At 66.5% G+C, this 20,769-nt stretch carries 22 protein-coding genes and 2 pseudogenes; 14 read left to right on the top strand and 10 right to left on the bottom strand.

From position 1 onward, the window contains the following. Positions 1-27: 27 nt before the first annotated feature. Positions 28-831, bottom strand: a complete 804-nt coding sequence (locus tag FK527_RS04940) for an exodeoxyribonuclease III (protein ID WP_144730606.1) — start codon at positions 829-831, stop codon at positions 28-30. A gap of 10 nt (positions 832-841) precedes the next feature. Between FK527_RS04940 and pyrE the strand changes: the two genes are divergently transcribed. Further along, on the top strand, positions 842-1,558 hold the full coding sequence (pyrE, locus tag FK527_RS04945; protein ID WP_144730728.1) for an orotate phosphoribosyltransferase: 717 nt from the start codon (positions 842-844) through the stop codon (positions 1,556-1,558). Next, positions 1,555-2,253 carry a DUF4124 domain-containing protein gene (locus FK527_RS04950; RefSeq protein WP_425460406.1) on the top strand — a complete coding sequence of 233 codons (699 nt, stop codon included), beginning with the start codon at positions 1,555-1,557 and terminating at the stop codon, positions 2,251-2,253. The genes pyrE and FK527_RS04950 overlap by 4 nt, the downstream gene beginning before the upstream one ends. A 35-nt stretch (positions 2,254-2,288) precedes the next feature. Here FK527_RS04950 and gatB read toward each other — a convergent pair whose 3' ends face one another. The 3 genes from gatB to gatC are packed head-to-tail and all read right to left on the bottom strand — an operon-like array spanning position 2,289 to position 5,546. Further along, positions 2,289-3,740 carry an Asp-tRNA(Asn)/Glu-tRNA(Gln) amidotransferase subunit GatB gene (gene gatB, locus FK527_RS04955; protein ID WP_144730609.1) on the bottom strand — a complete coding sequence of 484 codons (1,452 nt, stop codon included), beginning with the start codon at positions 3,738-3,740 and terminating at the stop codon, positions 2,289-2,291. 1 nt (position 3,741) lies between these two features. Then, positions 3,742-5,238, bottom strand: a complete 1,497-nt coding sequence (gene gatA / locus FK527_RS04960) for an Asp-tRNA(Asn)/Glu-tRNA(Gln) amidotransferase subunit GatA (RefSeq protein ID WP_144730612.1) — start codon at positions 5,236-5,238, stop codon at positions 3,742-3,744. Positions 5,239-5,246: 8 nt separating this feature from the next. Further along, positions 5,247-5,546 (bottom strand): Asp-tRNA(Asn)/Glu-tRNA(Gln) amidotransferase subunit GatC, encoded by a 300-nt coding sequence (gatC, locus tag FK527_RS04965; RefSeq protein WP_144730615.1) that lies wholly within the window; start codon positions 5,544-5,546, stop codon positions 5,247-5,249. 302 nt (positions 5,547-5,848) lie between these two features. On the opposite strand from gatC, the gene FK527_RS04970 reads away from it, so the two are divergent. The 4 genes from FK527_RS04970 to mrdA all read left to right on the top strand — a co-directional run bounded on the left by FK527_RS04970 (position 5,849) and on the right by mrdA (position 10,554). Further along, entirely contained in the window at positions 5,849-6,892 is a 1,044-nt protein-coding gene (locus FK527_RS04970) for a rod shape-determining protein (RefSeq protein WP_114482545.1), read from the top strand. Between the two features lie 127 nt (positions 6,893-7,019). Next, complete coding sequence (gene mreC / locus FK527_RS04975; RefSeq protein ID WP_144730618.1) at positions 7,020-7,982, top strand: rod shape-determining protein MreC; 963 nt, start codon at positions 7,020-7,022, stop codon at positions 7,980-7,982. Next, positions 7,979-8,497, top strand: a complete 519-nt coding sequence (gene mreD, locus FK527_RS04980; protein ID WP_144730621.1) for a rod shape-determining protein MreD — start codon at positions 7,979-7,981, stop codon at positions 8,495-8,497. Before mreC ends, mreD begins: the two co-directional genes overlap by 4 nt. Positions 8,498-8,595: 98 nt before the next feature. Continuing rightward, a complete protein-coding gene (gene mrdA / locus FK527_RS04985; RefSeq protein WP_144730734.1) occupies positions 8,596-10,554 on the top strand; it encodes a penicillin-binding protein 2 in 1,959 nt (652 codons plus the stop codon). A gap of 2 nt (positions 10,555-10,556) precedes the next feature. On the opposite strand, the gene FK527_RS04990 is transcribed toward mrdA, so the two are convergent. From FK527_RS04990 to FK527_RS05005, 4 genes and pseudogenes are all read right to left on the bottom strand, one after another. Further along, positions 10,557-11,450, bottom strand: coding sequence for a DMT family transporter (locus tag FK527_RS04990; RefSeq protein WP_144730624.1), 894 nt, complete (start codon positions 11,448-11,450; stop codon positions 10,557-10,559). 22 nt (positions 11,451-11,472) lie between these two features. After that, positions 11,473-11,589 (bottom strand): annotated as a pseudogene (locus tag FK527_RS04995) (amino acid ABC transporter permease); the annotation flags it as partial. After that, positions 11,583-11,732, bottom strand: a complete 150-nt coding sequence (locus tag FK527_RS05000; protein ID WP_425460407.1) for a helix-turn-helix domain-containing protein — start codon at positions 11,730-11,732, stop codon at positions 11,583-11,585. The gene FK527_RS05000 and the pseudogene FK527_RS04995, both read right to left, overlap by 7 nt. A 119-nt stretch (positions 11,733-11,851) precedes the next feature. After that, positions 11,852-12,610: a sulfite exporter TauE/SafE family protein gene (locus FK527_RS05005; protein WP_144730628.1), complete on the bottom strand. Its 759-nt coding sequence runs from the start codon at positions 12,608-12,610 to the stop codon at positions 11,852-11,854. A gap of 374 nt (positions 12,611-12,984) precedes the next feature. On the opposite strand from FK527_RS05005, the gene FK527_RS05010 reads away from it, so the two are divergent. Continuing rightward, on the top strand, positions 12,985-14,361 hold the full coding sequence (locus tag FK527_RS05010) for an ammonium transporter (protein WP_144730736.1): 1,377 nt from the start codon (positions 12,985-12,987) through the stop codon (positions 14,359-14,361). A 41-nt stretch (positions 14,362-14,402) separates the two neighbouring features. Further along, positions 14,403-14,702 carry a hypothetical protein gene (locus FK527_RS05015; RefSeq protein WP_144730630.1) on the top strand — a complete coding sequence of 100 codons (300 nt, stop codon included), beginning with the start codon at positions 14,403-14,405 and terminating at the stop codon, positions 14,700-14,702. A gap of 109 nt (positions 14,703-14,811) precedes the next feature. Here the strand turns inward: FK527_RS05015 and purB are convergent, their stop codons facing one another. Next, a complete protein-coding gene (purB, locus tag FK527_RS05020) occupies positions 14,812-16,191 on the bottom strand; it encodes an adenylosuccinate lyase (protein WP_144730633.1) in 1,380 nt (459 codons plus the stop codon). Positions 16,192-16,323: 132 nt separating this feature from the next. Between purB and FK527_RS05025 the strand changes: the two genes are divergently transcribed. From FK527_RS05025 to FK527_RS05045, 6 genes and pseudogenes are all read left to right on the top strand, one after another. Beyond that, on the top strand, positions 16,324-16,944 hold the full coding sequence (locus FK527_RS05025) for a glutathione S-transferase family protein (RefSeq protein ID WP_144730635.1): 621 nt from the start codon (positions 16,324-16,326) through the stop codon (positions 16,942-16,944). A 372-nt stretch (positions 16,945-17,316) separates the two neighbouring features. After that, the gene (locus FK527_RS05030) at positions 17,317-17,676 is read left to right on the top strand and encodes a (2Fe-2S) ferredoxin domain-containing protein (protein WP_144730638.1); all 360 of its coding nucleotides are present in this window, start codon (positions 17,317-17,319) and stop codon (positions 17,674-17,676) included. Positions 17,677-17,700: 24 nt separating this feature from the next. After that, positions 17,701-17,817 (top strand): annotated as a pseudogene (locus tag FK527_RS17775) (hypothetical protein); the annotation flags it as partial. Then, entirely contained in the window at positions 17,765-18,427 is a 663-nt protein-coding gene (locus FK527_RS05035) for an alpha/beta hydrolase (RefSeq protein WP_144730640.1), read from the top strand. The pseudogene FK527_RS17775 and the gene FK527_RS05035, both read left to right, overlap by 53 nt. Positions 18,428-18,496: 69 nt before the next feature. Continuing rightward, on the top strand, positions 18,497-19,666 hold the full coding sequence (locus FK527_RS05040) for a D-alanyl-D-alanine carboxypeptidase family protein (protein ID WP_144730643.1): 1,170 nt from the start codon (positions 18,497-18,499) through the stop codon (positions 19,664-19,666). A 167-nt stretch (positions 19,667-19,833) separates the two neighbouring features. Next, positions 19,834-20,016: a hypothetical protein gene (locus FK527_RS05045; RefSeq protein ID WP_144730646.1), complete on the top strand. Its 183-nt coding sequence runs from the start codon at positions 19,834-19,836 to the stop codon at positions 20,014-20,016. 108 nt (positions 20,017-20,124) lie between these two features. Here FK527_RS05045 and FK527_RS05050 read toward each other — a convergent pair whose 3' ends face one another. Then, the gene (locus FK527_RS05050; RefSeq protein WP_144730648.1) at positions 20,125-20,748 is read right to left on the bottom strand and encodes a glutathione S-transferase family protein; all 624 of its coding nucleotides are present in this window, start codon (positions 20,746-20,748) and stop codon (positions 20,125-20,127) included. Positions 20,749-20,769 lie beyond the last annotated feature (21 nt).

Here is a 20,769-nt window from a genome sequence, read left to right on the forward strand (position 1 = left end):
AAAGGCGCTTTTGCGCGCAAACCAAGGTCAAAGCGCCAGGGCGTAATCGATGGTGATCGGCGCGTGGTCGGAAAAGCGCTGCGCCTTATAGACATGCTCGGCGCGTGCCAATTCGGCCAGCGCGGGCGTGGCCAAGTGGTAGTCGAGCCGCCAGCCCACGTTCTTCGCCCAGGCTTGGCCGCGGTTGCTCCACCAGGTGTAGGCCGCGTCGGTGGCGCTGGGCTGCAGCCGGCGATAAACGTCCACGAGCCCGGCCGGGCTGTCATTCGTGCGTAACAGCTTTGTCAGCCAGGCGCGCTCTTCGGGCAGAAAACCGCTGTTTTTCTGGTTGTTGCGCCAGTTTTTCAGGTCTATGGGCTGGTGCGCGATGTTGAGGTCGCCGCAGAGGATGAACTCGCGCTCGGCCTGCAACTGCAGCAGGTGCGGGTAAAACGCCTCGAGAAAGCGGAACTTGGCCTGCTGGCGCTCCTCGCCCGAGGAGCCGCTCGGAAAGTACGCGCTCACGATGGAGAGCTTGCGCGCGGGCGTGTCGAAGCGCAGCTCGAGGTAGCGCCCCTCGGCGTCGAATTCGGGCACGCCAAAGCCCATCCGCACGTCGCTGGGTGCGTGGCGCGTGTAGATGCCCACGCCCGCATAGCCTTTTTTCTGCGCAAAGTGAAAAAAGCCCTGCAGCCCGGCAAGCTGCTCGAAGCGGCCCTGCACGTCGGCGGCCTGGGCCTTGACCTCCTGCACACAAATACAATCCGGCCGCGTGGCGGCGAGCCATTGCTCCACGCCTTTGCTGGCGGCCGAGCGGATGCCGTTGAGATTGAGGCTGCTTAACTTGAACAAGGGTTTTTCCATGGGGGACAAGGGCGTGCAAAGCGCACCACAAAGCCAGCTGGCGCAGGATTTCGTGCGTTTCGCCGTCGAGGCCGGTGTGTTGCGCTTCGGCGAATTCAAGACCAAGGCGGGGCGCCTGAGCCCCTATTTCTTCAATGCCGGGCTGTTCGACGACGGCGCCAAGCTCGGCCGGCTCGCGCAATTCTATGCAAGCGCGCTGCAAGCGAGCGGCATCGCCTTCGACATGGTATTCGGCCCGGCCTACAAAGGCATCCCGCTCGCGGCCACCGTGGCCGTGGAGCTCGCACGCCGGGGGCGCAACGTGCCCTTCGCCTACAACCGCAAAGAAGCCAAAGACCACGGTGAGGGCGGCACGCTCGTGGGCGCGCCATTGCGCGGGCGCGTGCTCATCATCGACGACGTGATGTCCGCGGGCACCGCGGCGCGCGAGTCGATCGCGCTGATCCGCGCCGCCGGCGCCACGCCGCATGCGATGGTGGTCGCGCTCGACCGGCAGGAAAAAGCCACCGAAAACGGCCAGGACGTGCCCTACAGCGCCGTGCAGTACGTGCGCCGCGAACTCGGCCTGCAGGTGTGCGCGATTGCGCGCCTGGCAGATTTATTGCTGTACCTGTCCGACGCGGCCGGGGACGCAATGGCAGCCCACCGCGCCCGGGTGCTCGCCTATCGCGAGCGCTACGGGGTCGATGACGATGGCGGGGGAGCGATTTTTTGAACCAATTCTGGAACATCGGTGCGGCGCTGCTTGCCGGCTTGGGTGCCGCCGCCGCGGGCGCGCAGCCAAGTTCGGGCGCCAGCATCTACACCTGCATCGATGCCCAGGGCCGGCGCATCACCTCCGACCGCCCCATCGTCGAGTGCCTCGACCGCGAGCAGCGTGAGCTCGGCCCCACGGGCGTGACGCGCCGCAAGATCGGCCCCTCGCTCACCGAACAGGAGCGTGCGGCCCTCGAAGCGCAGCGCCGCAAAGAGGCCGAAGAGCAATCGCGCCTCCTCGAAGAGCGCCGCCGCGACCGCGCCCTGCTCGCGCGCTACCCGAACCAGGCCGCGCACGATGCCGAGCGCGCCGCAGCGCTTGCGCAGGTTGATGAAGTGTCGGCCATCGCCCGCAAACGCCTGCAGGAATTGCTGCAGGAGCGCAAGGCGCTCGACACGGAAATGGAGTTCTACCAAAAGGACCCGGGCAAAGCCCCCCTGAAATTGCGCCGCCAGGTCGCCGAAAACCAGGATGAAATGGCCGCGCAGTGGCGCTTCATTGCCAACCAGGAGCAGGAAAAGCGCCGCATTCAGCAGCGTTTCGATGCCGAACTGGCGCACCTGCGCCAACTGTGGGATAGCCAGCGCTCACCGCCCGCCGCAGCGCCTGTGCAGGCGCCTGCCACCGCCCCCAATCCGCCCGCAATGCGCTGAAAAGCGGCCCCGTCAGGCCGCCCCGCTGCGATCGTTCATCCGCCGAGCTTGGCGCGCAGCAGCGCATTCACCTGCTGCGGATTCGCCTTGCCCTTGCTCGCCTTCATCACCTGGCCGACGAGCGCGTTGAAAGCCTTGTCCTTGCCGGCCTTGAACTGCGCCACGTTGTCGGGGTTCGCGGCGATCACTTCGGCGATGATCTGCTCGAGCGCGCCGGTGTCGTTGACTTGTTTCAGGCCCTTGGCCTCGATCAAGGCATCGACATCGCTGCCCTCGCCCTTCCACAAGGCGTCGAATACCTGGCGCGCTGCACTGTTGCTGAGCGTGCCGTCGGCGATGCGCGCTATCAGCGCCGCCAGCTGCGCGGCCGCCACGGGCGATTGCGCTATGTCGATCTCTTCGGCGTTGAGGCGCCGCGAGACTTCGCCCATGATCCAGTTGCTCGCGAGCTTGGGCTGGCCGCAGGCGCGCGCCACGGCCTCGAAGTACGCGGCCATCGCGGGCGACTGCGTGAGCGTGCTCGCGTCGTACTCGGGCAGGCCATACTCGGCCACGAAACGCGCTGCCATGGCACGGGGCAATTCGGGCATCGGCGCACGCTGCTCTTCGATCCATTGCTCTGAAATATAGAGCGGCGGCAAGTCCGGGTCAGGGAAATAGCGATAGTCGGCCGCGTCCTCTTTGGTGCGCATGGCGCGTGTCTCGCCCGTCGCGGGGTCGAACAGCACCGTGGCCTGCTGGATCGCGTGGCCGTCCTCGAGCTGCTCGATCTGCCAGCGGATCTCGTAGTCGATCGCCTGCTGCATGAACTTGAAGCTGTTGAGGTTCTTGATTTCGCGCCGCGTGCCCAGCGGCTGGCCGGGCTTGCGCACGCTCACGTTCGCATCGCAGCGAAAACTCCCCTCCTGCATGTTGCCGTCGCAAATGCCTATCCAGGTGACGATCTTGTGCAGCTCTTTGGCATAGGCCACGGCTTCCTCGGTACTGCGCATGTCAGGCTCGGTGACGATTTCCAGCAGCGGCGTGCCGGCGCGGTTCAGGTCGATGCCGCTCATGCCGTGGAACTCTTCGTGCAGCGACTTGCCGGCATCTTCTTCGAGGTGCGCGCGCACCAGGCGCACGGTTTTTTTCGCCTCGCCCACGTAAAACACCACCTCGCCGCCTTGCACCACGGGGATTTCATACTGGCTGATCTGGTAGCCCTTGGGCAGATCAGGGTAGAAATAATTTTTGCGCGCAAAAATGCTCATAGGCGCAATGTGGGAGCCGAGTGCCAATCCCAATTTGATAGCGCACTCGACGGCCGCGCGGTTCATCACCGGCAGCGTACCGGGCAAGGCCAGATCGACCGCGCAGGCCTGCGTATTGGGCTCGGCACCAAACGCCGTGGAGGCGCGGCTGAAGATTTTGCTGCGCGTGGCCAGCTGCGCATGGGTTTCGAAACCGATGACGACTTCGTAGCCGTGGATCAATGTGCTGCTCGTCATCTCACAATCCCCCGGGCTGGCGCAAATGAAAATCCGTCACCTGCTGCAAGCGATGCGCCGCATTCAGCAGTCGGGCTTCCTGGAAATAATTGCCGATGAGCTGCAGCCCCACGGGCATGCCGTGCGCGCCAAAGCCTGCGGGCACGCTCATGCCGGGCAGGCCGGCGAGCGAGGCGGGCAGGGTGTAGATGTCGGCCAGGTAGTTGGCCACAGGGTCATCGGCCTTCTCGCCGATCTTCCAGGCCACGCTCGGCGCCACGGGACCGGCGATCAGGTCGCATTGCGTGAAAGCCTGCTGGAAGTCGTCAGCGATCATGCGGCGGATTTTTTGCGCCTGCAGGTAGTAGGCGTCGTAGTAGCCGTGGCTCAGCACGTAGGTGCCTATCATGATGCGGCGCTTGACCTCGTCGCCGAAGCCTTCGGCGCGGGTTTTTTTGTACATGTCTTCGAGGTCGGTGTAGTCGCGCGCGCGGTGGCCGAACTTGACGCCGTCGTAGCGGCTCAGGTTGGAGCTTGCCTCGGCGGGCGCGATGATGTAGTACACCGGAATGGACAATTCAGTGCGCGGCAAGCGGATGGGCACGAGCGTGGCGCCGAGTTTTTCGTACTCTTTGAGCACGGCTTCGACAGCCGCGCGCACGTCGTCGGCCAGCCCATCGCCGAAGAATTCGGCGGGGATGCCGACGCGCAGCCCAGCGAGGCTGTCGTTCAGCCGCGCGCTGAAATCCTCGGCGGGCAGGTCCAGGCTCGTCGAATCACGGTCAGGGTCGGGGCCGCACAGGGCCGACAGCAGCAGCGCGCAATCGTGCGCCGAGTGCGCCATGGGGCCGGCCTGGTCGAGGCTGGAAGCAAAGGCGATCATGCCGTAGCGCGAGGCGCGCCCGTAGGTGGGCTTGATGCCCGTGATGCCGCAAAACGAGGCGGGCTGGCGGATCGAGCCGCCGGTGTCGGTGCCCGTCGCGGCGGGCACCAGGCGCGCGGCCACGGCCGCGGCGCTGCCGCCCGAGGAGCCCCCGGGCACGCGCGTCGTGTCCCAGGGGTTGCGCACCGGCGCGGGCGCGTCAAAGCCCAGCGGCGCGATGGCCGAGTTCTCGTTGGCCGAGCCCATCGCGAATTCATCGCAGTTGAGCTTGCCCAGCGTCACGCAGCCGGCCGCGGCGAGGCGCTGCACCACGGTCGCGTCGAACGGCGACGGGTAGCCCGCGAGCATCTTCGAGCCCGCGGTGCTCGGGAAGTCCTGGGTGACGAAGATGTCCTTGTGTGCGATGGGCACACCTTCGAGCGGGCCGCCCGTGCCGGCCTGCAGGCGTGCATCGGCGGCGCGCGCCTGCGCGAGCGTCGCTTCCTCATTCAGCGCAAGGTATGCACCCAGGTGCTGATGGGTGCGCGCGCGCGCCAGAAAGTGCTGCGCCGCTTCGACGGCGGACACGCGGCGTGCGCGCAATTCGGCGGCGAGTTCGGCCACGCCCAGATCGTGCAATGCAGGGGTCGATGTCATGCGCGGCCTCACTCGATGACTTTGGGCACGAGGTACAGGCCGCGCTCCACGGCCGGGGCGCTGCGCTGGTTGCGTTCGCGCTGATTCGGCTCGCTCACCACGTCCTCGCGCAGCCGCAGGGCCACGGGCTGCACGGTGGCCACGGGGTGCGGCAGCGGCGTGAGGCCGCTGGTATCGACGGCGCGCATTTGCTCGACGATGGCAAAAAAGCCGTTGAGTTGCGTGTGCATGCGCTCGGCTTCGGCGGGGCTGAGCGCGAGCCGCGCCAGGTGCGCGATGCGCTCGATGTCCTGGGGTGTCAGTGCCATAAAAACAAGGGTGAAAGTGGTGCTGCCACAGATGTAAAACTGTGCTGCGCACGGGGCCGCAAGAGGGCCCGCGCGGGGGTGATCAGGTATTATCCCGGCTTTGCCGCAATACCCTCCCTCCTGCCGGTCATTGTGCGAAAAAAGCAAAACCTGGACTTACGCAAACAAGGATGCAACGAGGTGTTTTGCCATGGGTCGAACGCCGTGCCTCACCCCGATTTGCGTAAGTCGTGAAAACTTTTGACCCCACCAACCCGGCACTGGCAGGCCGCACGTGCATGCCGTGCCTCAGAGGATTTTGAATGTTCGGAGCTTTCCGTCGGTATTTTTCGACCGACCTGGCCATTGATCTTGGCACGGCCAACACCCTGATTTTTGCGCGCGACAAGGGCATAGTGCTCGACGAGCCCTCGGTCGTCGCGATCCGCCACGAAGGCGGCCCGCACGGCAAGAAAGTCATCCAGGCCGTGGGCCGCGAAGCCAAAGCCATGCTGGGCAAGGTGCCCGGCAACATCGAGGCCATCCGCCCGATGAAGGACGGCGTGATCGCCGACTTCGTGATCACCGAGCAGATGATCAAGCAGTTCATCAAGATGGTGCATCCGCGCACCCTGCTCACGCCGAGCCCGCGCATCATCATCTGCGTGCCCTGCGGCTCCACGCAGGTCGAGCGCCGCGCCATCAAGGATGCGGCCGAGGCCGCCGGCGCCACGGCGGTCTATTTGATTGAGGAACCCATGGCCGCGGGCATAGGCGCGGGCCTGCCCGTGAGCGAGGCTTCTGGCTCCATGGTCGTCGATATCGGCGGCGGCACGACCGAAGTCGGCGTGATCTCGCTCGGCGGCATGGTTTACAAGGGCAGCGTGCGCGTGGGCGGCGACAAGTTCGACGAGGCCATCATCAACTACATCCGCCGCAACTACGGCATGCTGATCGGCGAGCCCACGGCCGAGCTCATCAAAAAGACCATAGGCTCGGCCTTCCCGGGCTCGGAAGTGCGCGAGATGGAAGTCAAGGGGCGCAACCTCAGCGAGGGCGTGCCGCGCAGCTTCACCATTTCGAGCAACGAAGTGCTCGAGGCGCTCACCGACCCGCTCAACCAGATCGTCTCGGCCGTCAAGAACGCGCTCGAGCAGACGCCGCCCGAGCTCGGCGCGGACATTGCCGAGCGCGGCATGATGCTCACGGGCGGCGGCGCGTTGCTGCGCGACCTCGACCGCCTGCTCGCCGAGGAAACCGGCCTGCCCGTGCTCGTGGCCGAAGACCCGCTGACCTGCGTGGTGCGCGGCTGCGGCATCGCGCTCGAGCGCATGGACCGGCTCGGCAGCATTTTCACGAGCGAATGAGGCGGTTGGGGCGCCGCGCGATCATGCCCTGCGGATGCCAGTGTGTGCGCTTGTGGCCCCTGCACGGATACCCACATCACACCTTGCCGTCGGCCCCACTCTGATCGCCCTGGACTGAAGCTCCCCCATGCCGCCCGCAACCCTGGAGCGCAGCGCGCCCTCGCTCTTCAAGCGGGGGCCGTCGCCGCTGTCGCAACTGGCGCTGTACGCTGCGCTGGCGCTGTTCCTGATGGTGGCCGACGCGCGCTTTCAGCTCGTGGGGCCGCTGCGCCAGGCCGTGGCGACGGTGCTCTACCCCGCGCAGTGGTTGATGCGCCAGCCCGTGGAGTTCGCCCGCCAGGGGCTGGACTACTTCCAGTCGCTGCACCAGGCCGAGGCCGACGCCCGTGCCGCGCGCGCCCAGATGCTGCAGCTCGCGCAGCGTGCACACCAGGCAGACTTGCTGCTGCAGGAAAACCAGCAACTGCGTCAATTGCTGCAACTGAAAAACCGTCTAGACACACCGGCCCAGGCGGCCGAGGTGATTTACGACGCGGCCGACCCGTTCGGCCGGCGCGTGGTCATAGACCGCGGCCAGGCCGCGGGCGTGGTGGCGGGATCGCCCGTCATCGATGCCGCGGGCGTGCTCGGCCAGGTGACGCGCGTGCTGCCGCTCGTGAGTGAAGTCACGCTGCTGATCGACCGCGAGCAGGCAACCCCCGTGCAGAACATGCGCACCGGAGTGCGCGGCGTAGCCTTTGGTGATCCTGTGGCGGGCCACACTGGCAGCCTGGAACTGCGCTTCATGCCCAGCAGCGCCGATATCCGCGAAGGCGACCTGCTCAGCACCAGCGGCGTCGATGGCGTTTATCCACCGGGCCAGCCCGTGGCCCGGGTGCTGCGCGTGGAGCGCCGTGCCGACTCGACCTTTGCGCGCGTCATCTGCGCGCCGCTCGCCCAAGTGCAGGGCGCACGCCACGTACTCGTGCTGCAACCGCTCGCCGCGCGGCTGCCGGAGCGCCCACCGCCGGCAGTCCCCGAAACGCCCGCCGCAAAAAAGAAAGGCAAGGGCGAAAACAAGGCTGAAAACAAGGGAGGGCTCGCACCATGATCATGCCGCGCGGGCAGGCGCTGCTGTTGCCCGCCAACCCTCTTTTCATCGCTGCGAGCCTGGTCGCCGGCCTGGCGCTGAACATGCTGCCGCTCGGGCGCGTGGTCTGGCTACCGGACTTCCTCATGCTGCTGCTCGCTTTCTGGTGCGTGCACCAGCCGCAGCGCGTGGGCATGGGCACGGCCTTCGTGCTGGGCCTGTGCATGGACGTGCAAGCCACCAGCCTGCTGGGCCAGCATGCACTCGCTTACACCGTGCTCGCCTACGGCGCGGCGGCGCTGCAGCGGCGGCTCGCGTGGTTCGGCGCCTGGGCGCAGGCCTTGCACGTGCTGCCGCTGCTGCTGCTCGCGCACGCCATAGCGCTGGCCGTGGGGCTCGCCTGGGGTGGCGTGTTCCCGGGGCTGGCCAGTATCGTCGCGCCCTTGCTCGAAACCCTGCTGTGGCCGCTGGCGAGCTGGGCATTGCTCGCCCCCCAGCGCCGCCCGCCCGAGCGCGACGCGAACCGCCCCTTGTGACCATGCCGAGGTTTGCGCGCCTTCGCCAGACCACACTGCGCCTGCGTAGGCGCCTGCAGGGCAGCGATGCGCCATGGCCGGGCGAAGAAGTCCCATCCATCGCGGAGCTGCGCAACGTGCAGGCCGACGAGGCAGACTTTCGCCTGCGCGTGCTCGTCATGGGCGCCGTGGTGCTGCTGGCGTTTGGCCTCGTGCTCGCGCGGCTGGTGTATCTGCAGGTGGTGCGCCAGGAAGACCTGGCCGCGCAGGCCGAGAGCAACCGCACCGCGGTGGTGCCCATCGTGCCCAGCCGCGGTTTGATCCTGGACCGCAACGGCGTGGTGCTCGCGAGCAACTACGCCGCGTACACGCTGGAGCTCACCCCATCCAAGGTGCCAGACCTCGAAGCCACGCTGGACGCGCTCGCGCAGGTGGTCGAGATCGGCCCGCGCGAGCGCCGGCGCTTCAAGCGCTTGCTCGAAGAATCGCGCAACTTCGATTCGCTGCCCATACGCACGCGCCTCACGGACGAAGAAGTGGCGCGCTTTGCGGCGCAGCGCTTTCGCTTTCCAGGCGTGGATGTGAAGGCGCGGCTCTTTCGCAGCTACCCGCTCGCCGACACCGCGAGCCACGCCATAGGCTACATAGGCCGCATCAACCAGGCGGAAAAAGAGCGCATCGAGGATTCCGACGACGAGGCCAACTACCGCGGCACCGAATACATAGGCAAGCTGGGCATTGAGCAAAGCTACGAAGCGCTGCTGCACGGCACCACGGGCGTGGAGCTCATGGAGACCTCTGCAGGCGGGCGCGCCGTGCGCAAGCTCGCGAGCCGCCCGGCCACGCCGGGCAGCAACGTGGTGCTCGCGCTCGACATCAAGCTGCAAAAAATGGTCGAAGACCTGTTCGGCGAGCGGCGCGGCGCGCTCGTGGCCCTGGACCCACGCACGGGCGAAGTGCTCGCGCTCGTCTCCAAACCCACGTTCGACCCCAACCTGTTCGTCGAAGGCATAGACGTGGAAAACTGGACGGCGCTCAACGAGTCGCCCGACAAACCCCTGCTCAACCGCGCCCTGCGCGGCACCTACCCGCCGGGCTCGACCTACAAGCCCTTCATGGCGCTGGCCGCGCTCGAGCTGGGCAAACGCACGCCGCGCGACACCATCGTCGATCGTGGCACATGGACCTTCGGCGGCCACACTTTCCGCAGCCATGAAGACGGCGGCCTGGGCGTGGTGGACATGCACCGCAGCATCGTGCAGTCGAGCAATGTGTATTACTACGCCCTCGCGAACGACCTGGGTGTGGACGCCATCCACGACTTCATGGCGCCGCTGGGCTTCGGGCAGATCACGGGCATAGACCTCGCCGGCGAACTGCGCGGCGTGCTGCCCAGCCAGGCCTGGAAGCGCGCCACCTACCGCCGCCCCGAGCAAAAAGTCTGGTACGCGGGCGAGACCATTTCGCTGGGCATAGGCCAGGGCTACAACAACTTCACCATCCTGCAACTCGCCCAGGCCACGGCCACGCTGGCCAATGGCGGGGTGCGCCACCGCCCGCACCTTGGCATGGCCACGCTCGATCCGGTCACACACGCGCGCCAGGCGCTGCCGACCGAGCCCGGCGTGAACCTGGGCTTCAAGCCCGAACATGTCGAGGTGGTGCATCGCGCCATGGTCGGCGTGACGCAGCAGGGCACCGCCGCGCGGGCCTTTGCCGGCGCGCGCTACCTCTCGGCAGGCAAAACCGGCACGGCGCAGGCCGTGACCATAGGGCAGAAAGAAAAATACAACGCCAGCAAGCTGCAAGAACGCCAGCGCGACCATGCGCTCTACACGGCCTTCGCCCCGGCAGAGGCGCCGCGCATTGCGCTCGCGGTGATCGTCGAAAACGCCGGCTGGGGCGCCAGCGCAGCCGCGCCGATCGCGCGGCGCGTGTTCGACTACTGGCTGTTGGGCGAATACCCTAGCGAGGAAGACATCGCCGCGGTGCGCAGCGGCAAGGCCACCGCGCCCCTGGGCAAGCCACGGCAGGCTAGCGAAGTGCCGCTGCCGGCCGTCGTGCAACAAGCGCCCTGAGATCAGAACTTGCGCGAGCTCGGCGACTGTAACTGGCTCAGCACCAGCGCAGCCACGATCAGCGCCGCGCCTGCGCTGCCCGTCCAGCCAAGCCGCTCGCCCAGCAGCGCCCACGCGGCGAGCGCGGCGAACACCGGCTCGAGCCCGTACACGATGGCGCTGCGCACAGCATCGACGCGCTGCTGCCCCCAGGCCTGCAAACTCACGACGAGCGCGCTGGCGACGAGCCCGAGATACAGCAGCGCACCCCAGCTTGTGGCGTCGAGGCGCCCGAGCGACGCAAGCCAGCCCAGGCCGCTGCCGCGCGCGAGCAGCAACGCCGTCGCGGCAGCGCACATCACGCCCGCCTGCACCGCGGCCATGCGCGTGGCGCGCAGCGGCTGGGCCGCCGTGCGGCGCGCGCATTCTTCGAGCGCGAGGACGTAGAGCGCATAAAACAGCGTACTCACCAGCGTGAGCGTGTCGCCGAAATTCCAGGGCGCGTCCGCGCGGAACATCAGGGCCATGCCCGCGCAGGCCAGGGCGCAGGCCGCCCACAGGTGCCAGCCGTAGCGACGCCGCAGCACCAGCATGGCCAACAGCGGCACCACGAGCACATTGAGCCCGGTGACGAAGGCGTTGCGGTTGCTGCTGGTGCGCGTGAGCCCCTCGATCTGCAGCCAAAACGCGACGAACAGCAAGACCCCGAGCAGGCCGCCCCACGCCCGCTCGGGCCCGCGCATGCCGTGCCACAGCGGCGCGAGCACGAGCGAGGCAATGGCAAAGCGCAGCCAGATGATCTGCAGCGCGTCGAGCTGCGCCGACAGCAGCTTCATCGCCGGAAAGGTCGTGCCCCAGACCACGGTCACGATCAACAGGGCCAGCATGGCCAGCAGGCCACCACGTTCAGAGCGCATGGAACAACGTGCCGGCGCCGGCAGCCACGGGCTGGAACGTAGCCGACTGGATGCGGTTGCCCACGTTGGAGCGCTCGACCCCGCCGATCGCACGGGCCAGCGGCGAATCCTCGCGCACAGCGATGAAGTTGCTCACCAGCGCCCGCGCTGCAGTTCGCGGCGGATGGTGCTGGGGCTGCGCCCGAGCAGCTGGGCGATGAAGCGTTGGCTGCTGCCTTGCTGGGTCAGTGAGGCCCGTGTGATGCGTTCCTCGGGCTGCAATGGTGTGTATCTGCTGCTCATCTGCGCAATTTACCTGATGGGGTGGTGTTGCACTTCGGACTTGAAATCGCCCCGGTAAAAAATGGGCCGCTGCGGCGCATTCGCAGCCGACGATTCCAAAGTCCGACAGGCTCCTAGCTTCAGCGCAGGAAAGCATCCCACCCTGTCTTGCAAATCAAAACGCCCACCACCGCGATGAAAATACCGCGCACGAAGCCGGCTCCGTGTCGCAACGCCAGATGGGTGCCCAGCACGCTGCCCAGCACGTTGGCTGCCCCCAGCGTGAGCGCGAGTGACCACCACACGTGGCCTTTGCTCGCAAACAGCAGGATCGCGGCGACATTGCTCGCAAAGTTGAGCAGCTTGGCCGACACCGAGGCGTTGAGAAAGTCATACCCGAGCACGCGCACGAGCAGGAAAATGAAAAAGCTGCCCGTCCCCGGCCCGAAAAATCCATCGTAAAAGCCGACGCCCGCGCCGATCAGGCTCGCAAAAATAGCCTCATTTTTGCCTGAATACCTGGGCGTATGCTGCCTTCCAAGCTCTTTTTTAGAGAGCGTATAAAGGAGTACGGCGAGCAATACCAGGGGCAGCAGCCGGCGCAGCGTATCTCCGGGGATCAAGGTGACAGCCCAGGCTCCGGCCCACGCCGCAAGAAACGCGGCCACTGCGGCCGGCAGCATGGCGCTCCAGCGCAGCGGCACGCGCCGGCTGTAATTCCAGGTGGCCATGGCCGTGCCCCACACCGAGGTGGCCTTGTTCGTGCCCAGCAGGGTCGCCGCAGCCGCCTGCGGAAAAGCCGCAAACAGGGCCGGCAGCAGCACCAGCCCTCCGCCACCGACGATGGCATCGACAAAACCCGCGAGCAAGGCGGCGAGCGCCATCGCAATCCATTCCATGCGGGTATTGTCGCCGCCCCAAAAAGCTACCGACTGAAGAGCATCCAACGCACGATGCAGCTGGACTTTTCCGCATTTTTGGCAAAAAAAAGCGCCGGGATCACCGACGCTGGAAAAAGTGCACCTCATGGGGCGCTTTGAAAGGATTGTGTGCTTGTGGGTGTCTCCTCGGCTCCCTCGTTTGGCGCAGGCAGCGCTTTCGAGTGAGGGGACTGTAAGCGCATTCACTGCATTGGTGCATTGGGGATTTCCCGCCCCCGCCGCTCGCCGCAACCCAGCACGCCCGCAGCCACCACGCCGCATGCCGCCGGGTCCATTGGCACGTCTTGTGCAAGGGGTTCCTCGTTACTCCTCTTTACAGAAAGGCGTTCATGATGCGCGCAGCCTTGCTTCGATGGCTTGGAATCACAGTGCCTGGAATCCTCGGGCTTGGTACCGCTGCCCTGGCCCAGACACCGCCGGGCACCGGCGCCGCGCTGGCACTGGCCCCGGCTGCGCCGGCAACGCTGACTGCGCCTGCGCTCGTGGCGCAAAGCAGCATCAGCGCGGGGGACACTGCCTGGATGATCACCGCCACGGCGCTGGTGCTGCTGATGACCTTGCCCGGCATCGCGCTGTTTTACGCCGGCATGGTGCGCAAGAAGAACGTGCTCAACACCATGGCCAGCGTGGTGGCGATTGCCGCGCTGGTGAGTGTGCTGTGGTTTGCCGCAGGCTACTCGTGGGCCTTCACGCCGGGCAGCCCATGGTTGGGCGGCGGAGAGCGCCTGGGTTTTGCCGGGCTGGACCTGCAGCAGGGCGCAGGCCTGGTCGCGGTAAGCCATATTGCGCCGCACATTCCCGAATCGGTCTATGCCATGTTCCAGCTGACTTTTGCCCTCATCACCGCCGCTCTGGTCGTGGGCGCGCTGGTCGAGCGCATGCGCTTTTCCGCCCTGTTGTGGTTCATGGGCCTGTGGTCGCTGTGCGTGTACGTGCCGGTGGCGCACTGGGTGTGGGAGCCTGGCGGCTGGCTGGCGCGGCTTGGGGCGCTGGATTTTGCCGGCGGCACGGTGGTGCACGTGAACGCCGGTGTTGCGGGCCTGGTCTGCGCCTGGATCCTGGGGCCACGCCAAGGCTACGGCCGCGAGCCGTTCGAGCCCTACAACCTGGGCTTCACCATGGTGGGCGCGGGCCTGCTGTGGGTGGGCTGGTTTGGGTTCAATGCCGGCTCGGCCGTCGCCGCCGATGGGCGCGCCGGGCTGGCCATGGCCGTGACGCACCTCGCGGCCGCGGCGGGCGCACTGGCCTGGATGCTTGCCGAATGGATAGCGCGCGGACGCCCCTCACTGCTGGGCCTGTGCTCGGGGCTGGTGGCCGGGCTGGTGGCGGTCACGCCTGCCGCCGGCTTCGTCACCTTGCGCTCGGCGCTGCTGATCGGGCTGATCGCGGGAGTGGCCTGCTATTGGGGCGCCACGGGGCTCAAGCGCCTGCTGGGCGCGGACGATTCGCTGGACGTGTTCGGCGTACATGGCGTGGGCGGCGTCGTCGGCTCTTTGTTGACGGGCGTATTTGCCGACCCGGTGGTCTCCGGGGCGCGGGGCGACGTGCTCACGCAGGCCCTGGGCGTGGCGGCAGTGCTGGTGTACGGCCTGGTCGGCACCGCGCTGTGCTTGTGGATCACACGCCTGGTGGTCGGCTTGCGCGTGGATGCGCAAAGCGAGTTGACCGGGCTGGATATCGCCCAGCAGCGAGAGCGGCTGGGTCATTGATGGCGCAAGCGGGTGGCGAAAAGAACGCAAGGAGTCGAAGCATGCTGGAGAGCGAGAAACTGGCTATCGCGGCGCACCTGCATGTGCTGCTGCGGCGCAAGACGGGGCGCGTGACGGACACCGAATGGATGGCCTGCAATGCCGACTATGCGCGCGAAATCGTGCGTTTTGCACGCCAGCGCGCCGCCGAAGACCAGACGCCCGAACTGTCCGAGTGGGCTGACAAGCTCGAGCGCGCCATGGGCGCCATGGGCGCGGGCGCCGCGTTACCGCAGGTTCCAGCTCCGGCGCCACCGCCTGCGCCACCCGAAGCGCCACGCTATGTCGGAGGCATACGCTGATCCTGCCCCCGGCGCAGTGGTGGCTTTTTCAGACAGCCAGAATGCTACTACATCAGTAGCTTGTCACGCTCTCTGGGACTGCGAAAAAAGGCAATTTCGTGCCGAAATCTCAAACGCGCCGCGCCAGCTCTGCGGCCTTGCCGATGTAGCTGGCGGGCGTCATGGCGAGCAGGCGGTTCTTTTCGGCCTCGGGGATGGCGAGGCTATGGATCAGCTCCTGCATCGCTGCGGGCGTCACCGTCTTGCCGCGCGTGACTTCCTTGAGCTTTTCGTAGGCGCCCTGCACACCGAAGCGACGCAGCACGGTCTGTATGGGCTCGGCCAGCACCTCCCAGGCGGCGTCGAGGTCGCGCGCCAGGGCCTCCTCGTTGAGCTCCAGTTTTTCCAGGCCCGTGAGCAGCGACTGGTAGGCCAGCGCCGCGTAGCCAAAAGCGACACCGAGGTTGCGCAGCACCGTGCTGTCGGTCAGGTCGCGCTGCCAGCGGCTGATGGGCAGCTTTTCGCTCAGGTGGTGCAGCAGCGCATTGGCCAGGCCCAGGTTGCCCTCGGCGTTTTCGAAGTCGATCGGGTTGACCTTGTGTGGCATGGTGCTCGAGCCGATCTCGCCCGCCTTCAGGCGCTGCTTGAAATAGCCTAGGCTCACGTAACCCCAGATGTCGCGCGCCAGATCGATGAGGATGGTGTTGGCGCGCGCCACCGCGTCGAACAGCTCGGCCATGTAGTCGTGCGACTCGATCTGCGTGCTGTAGGGCTGGAAGTGCAGGCCCAGGCCCAGCGGCTCGGGGGTTTCAACCACTTTGCGGCTGAACGCCTCCCAGTCGAAGTCGGGCCAGGCCGAGAGGTGGGCGTTGTAGTTGCCCACGGCGCCGTTCATCTTGCCCAGAATCTTCACATTGGCGATGGCCGCGCAGGCCGCCTGCAGGCGCACCACCACGTTGGCCATTTCCTTGCCCACCGTGGTCGGGCTCGCCGTCTGGCCGTGCGTGCGGCTGAGCATGGGCACGGCGGCATGCTGGTGCGCCAGCTCGCGCAGCTTGAGCACGACGCGGTCCAGCCCCGGCAGGATGACCTGATCGCGCCCGGCGCGCAGCTGCAGCGCATGGCTGGTGTTGTTGATGTCTTCGCTGGTGCAGGCAAAGTGCACGAACTCGGCCACTTTCTCGAGCTCGGGCCGCGCCTCGAACTTGGACTTGATCCAGTATTCAACCGCCTTCACGTCGTGGTTGGTGGTTTTTTCGATGTCCTTGATGGCGCGCGAGTCGGCCTCGGAAAAGTTTTTCACCAAGCCCAGCAGATAGGTGCGCGCCCCCGGGCTCAGCGGCTTGAATTCGGCAAAGCCGGCGTCCGACAGCGCGATGAACCACGCCACCTCGACCTGCACGCGGCGCTGCATGTAACCATGCTCGCTCATGATGGGGCGCAGGGCAGCGAGTTTGGCGGCGTAGCGGCCGTCCAGCGGCGACAGGGCGGTGAGGGTGGAGAGGCTCATGGCGCGCGATTGTAGGTCGTAGGGCGGCACAGCAACTACGCGCGGTGCGCCCGCGCTTCGCCCTCAGACTGCTCTCGATAGAATCGGTTGCAAATGGCCCACGAATCTCCCCAGCGTACCGGAAGCAAAACCATGAAACTGATAGGCACGCTCACCAGCCCCTACGTGCGCAAAGTGCGCGTCGTCCTGGCCGAAAAAAAGCTCGACTACCAGTTCGTGCTCGATGACGTCTGGGCGCAGGACACCACCATCGCCAGTGCCAACCCCTTGGGCAAGGTGCCCTGCCTGGTGCTCGAAGGCGGCGAGGCCGTGTTCGATTCGCGCGTGATCGTCGAATACCTCGACACGCTCTCGCCCGTGGGCAAGCTGATTCCGCCGCAAGGGCGTGAACGCGCTGAAGTGAAGACCTGGGAGGCGCTGGCCGATGGTCTGCTCGACGCCGCCATCCTGGCGCGGCTCGAGGCCACCTGGCCGGGCCGCAAAGAGAGTGAGCGCAGCCAGGCCTGGATAGACCGTCAGCTCGGCAAGACGCAGCAGGCGCTCAAGGCCATGAGCCTGGGGCTGGGCGACAAGCCCTATTGCAGCGGCATCCACCTGAGCCTGTCGGACATCGCGGTGGGCGTGGCGCTCGGCTGGCTGGAGTTCCGCTTTCCGCAAGTCGCCTGGCGCGCGCAGTACCCGAACCTGGGCAAGCTGCTCGACAAGCTCATGCAGCGCCCGAGCTTCGCCGACACCCGCCCGCCCGCAGCCTGAGAGGCTGCGCCCCCCGCACAAGCCGCACACACAAAAACGGCGCCCAGCTGCCGGATGGCGCAGGGGCCCGCTGGGCGCTTGTGCTTTTGCTCGTGCTTTTGTGCGCTGAAAAAACAAAAACGTTGCGAAGCGTCCCAGAGCAAACAAGAGAGGGAGGGAGGAGGACACCCTGGGAGGTTCATTCGGCACACCCGGCACCGAAAGGCTTCGCAACGACAAAAAACCGCAACCAACCAACTTGCTATCGTAGGCAGTAGAGGCTCGTTGCCGATGCGGAGTTCCTTTCCATGGGGTAAAGATTTGTAAACCCCATCGGGTTCGCCGCCGGGGCGGGTCTGCCGTGACCAGCGGAGCGCGGTACGATTGCCGCCCATGAGCGACACCAAGACCCCGACGCCTGGCGCTTCGTCGTATTACCAGCGCCACATCTTCTTTTGCCTCAACGAACGCCCGAACGGCGAGGCCTGTTGCGGCCAGCATGGCGCGCAGGCAGCTTTCGAACGCTGCAAGGTGTTGGTCAAGGAAGCCGGATTGTCCGGCCCCGGCATGGTGCGCGTGAACAAGGCCGGCTGCCTGGACCGCTGCGCGGGCGCGCCCGTGGCGGTGGTCTATCCCGAAGCCGTCTGGTACACCTACGTGGACGCGAGCGACATCGAGGAAATTTTCCACTCGCACCTGCAAAACGGCCAGGTGGTCGAGCGCCTGCTGCTGCCGCCCGATGTGGGGCATTGAGAATCTGCTCCGAGGAACTTTCAAGCCTTTTTGGCCTCTAGTGCTCTTGTATCAAGCGCTAGCAGCTATCAAAACCTAAGTATTTCCGATGAACCCCCACACCGAACGCCTGCTGCTGCCAGGCCCCGCAGGCACGATTGAAGTGGCGCGTGACGTGCCCGCCGCTGCCGCGCCGCGCGGCGTGGCCGTGATCGCGCACCCGCACCCGCTGTTCGGCGGCACCATGGACAACAAAGTGGTGCAGACGCTGGCGCGCGCCTTCGTGCAGGCGGGCTGGACGGCGCTGCGCTTCAACTTCCGTGGCGTGGGCGCGAGCAGCGGCACGCACGACGAGGGGCGCGGCGAACTGCAGGACCTGCTCGCCGTGGTGCAGCAGCTGGCGCCGCCCGCGCAGGATGGCCTGCCGACGCAGCCGCTCGCGCTGGCCGGGTTCTCGTTCGGTGCCTTCGTCACGAGCCACGCGCTCGCGGCGCTGTGGCCCGAGCGGCGCATCGCGCACGTAGTGCTCGTGGGCACGGCGACCACGCGCTTTGCCGTCGCGCCCGTGCCGCCCGAGGCGCAGCTGCGCACCCTGGTGCTGCACGGCGAGCAAGACGACGTCGTGCCGCTGGCCAGCGTGCTCGACTGGGCGCGCCCGCAGGCGCTGCCCGTGACGGTGATCCCGGGTGGCGGGCATTTTTTCCACGGCCAGCTGCCGCTGCTCAAGAGCCTGGTGCTGCGCCACTTGCGCGCGACGGCGGACGACGCCTGACGGCTGCCCGCGGCGCTCGCACTGCGCGCCCTTGCGACACCTCCTTCCTTTTTCTGGATTGGTTTTCTCATGCAACGCCTTTTTGCCACCTTCCGCAATTTCGCCCTCGCCCTGGGCTTGGCCGGCACGACGCTGCTCGCACAGGCGCAGACCCCACAACCGCCCGAAATCGCCGCGCGTGCCTATCTGCTGCTCGACGTGACGGCGCAGCAGATGCTCGCGGGCAAGGACATAGACATGCCTGTCGAGCCCGCCTCGCTGACCAAGCTGATGACGGCCTACCTCGTGTTCGACGCGCTGCGCGCCAAAAAGATCAACCTGCAGCAAAAGCTGCCCGTGAGCGAGCGCGCCTGGAAGATGCCCGGCTCGCGCATGTTCATCGACCCGAAGATGCAGGTGCCCGTCGATGATCTGCTCAGCGGCATGATCATCCAGTCAGGCAACGACGCCACCGTGGCGCTCGCCGAAGGCGTGGGCGGCACGGTGGAAAACTTCGTGCGCCTCATGAACGAGCAGGCCAAGGCGCTGGGCATGAAGAACACCAGCTACAAAAACCCCGAGGGCCTGACCGAACCCGGCCACACCACCACGGCGCGCGACCTCGGCATCCTCGCGACGCGGCTGATGCACGACTTTCCGCAGTTCATGCACTACTACGCGACCAAGCACTACGCCTACCCCGGCACGCCCGCATCGAACGGCAACAACCGCAACCTGCTGCTGTTTCGCGACCCCACGGTCGATGGCCTGAAGACCGGCCACACCGAGGCCGCGGGTTATTGCCTCGTCGCCACGGCGCACCGCGAGGTGCCCAAGGTCGGGCAGCGCCGCCTGCTGTCGGTGATGCTCGGCGCCGCGAGCGAAAACGCGCGCGCCAACGAGAGCCAGAAGCTGCTCAACTGGGGCTATACCGCGTTCGACGCCGTCAAGCTGTTCGACGCCGGCCAGCCCGTGGTCACGCCGCCCGTCTGGAAGGGCAAGCAGAGCAACGTGAAGCTCGGCCGCCCCGAGCCCCTCATCGTCGCCGTGCCTGCGGGCAGCGCAGGCAAGATCGGCACCCAGATCGTGCGCCCAGACCCGCTCGTGGCGCCCATCGCCAAGGGCCAGCAGGTGGGCACGCTCAAAATCGTGCTCGATGCGCAGCCGCTCAACGAAGTGCCGCTCGTGGCGTTGGACGGCGTGGAGCAGGCCGGCTTCCTGGGCCGCGCCTGGGATGCGCTGCGCTTGTGGATCAAGTAAGGCAACGCTGAACGGGCCCGGCGCGCGCCGGGGCGGGCTGCTGCGGCAATGTGGCGGGACGCCAAACTCACGGAAGCTCCGTCCCGGATCGCTTCTTCAGCGACGAACTCACCTCGTTGCCGCCGGCCCATAGAGCGCTTACACGCGCGCTAGGAGCCTGTCGGACTTTGGGCGTCGAAAGCGAGAATGCGCCCCAGCGAGGCCAGTTTTTGCCGGATTCGCCGCCCCATAGCGGGACTATGGGGCAAGAAGCCGGTGAAAAATGGGCCGCTGCGGCGCATTCGCAGCCGACGATTCCAAAGTCCGACAGGCTCCTAGTGTGCTGCACTGCAAGTAGCCGCACATCATGAAATCGATGGATTCGCGTTCAGGGCAAGGCGCAAACCGCAGCGATAGCCGTAGCTATCGCGAGGATTTGCAACGCCGCCCTGAGCACGAAGGCGGGATTTCATGTGCAGTTATTTGCAGTGCCGCACACCAGGGCGCTCGGCGACGCGGTCGCGCCAGGCCTGCAGCGCGGCAAAGCCTTCGTCGGCGGGCTTGAACTTCATGAGCTTGGCGAATTCGATCGCGCAAAAGGCCGTGATGTCGGCGATCGTGAAGCGCTCGCCCGCGACCCAGGGCTGGCGCGCGAGCACCTCGTCGAACCAGCCGGCCACCTCGCGCACCTTGCGCGCCTGCGCGTGGCCGAAGTCGGGGAACTGCGGCTGCTCGAGCGGCGCGAGGCCCGGGTGCGTGTGGCGCACGCAGTTGGCGATGTTGGCAAGCAAATACCACTCGGCGCGGCGGTCGGCCATTTCGATGAAGGCACGCTCCTCGAAGTCGCGCCCCATGAGGTTGGGCTCGGGGTGCAGGCCTTCGAGGTAGGTGCAGATGGCGCGCGTTTCGGTCAGCACGCGGCCATCGTCGAGTTCGAGCGCGGGCACCTTGGCCAGCGGGCTCTTGGCGCGAAAAGCCTCGCTCTTGTGCTCCTGCGCGTTGATGTCAACTTCCTTGAGCGCAATGTCGTGGATGCCTTTTTCGGCCAGGAACATGAGCACGCGGCGCGGGTTCGGGGCGCGCGCGGTGGTGTAGAGCAGCATCGTCGTCTCCTTTTTTGCAAA

The organism is Extensimonas perlucida (assembly GCF_007655255.1).
Taxonomy (GTDB): domain Bacteria; phylum Pseudomonadota; class Gammaproteobacteria; order Burkholderiales; family Burkholderiaceae_C; genus Extensimonas; species Extensimonas perlucida.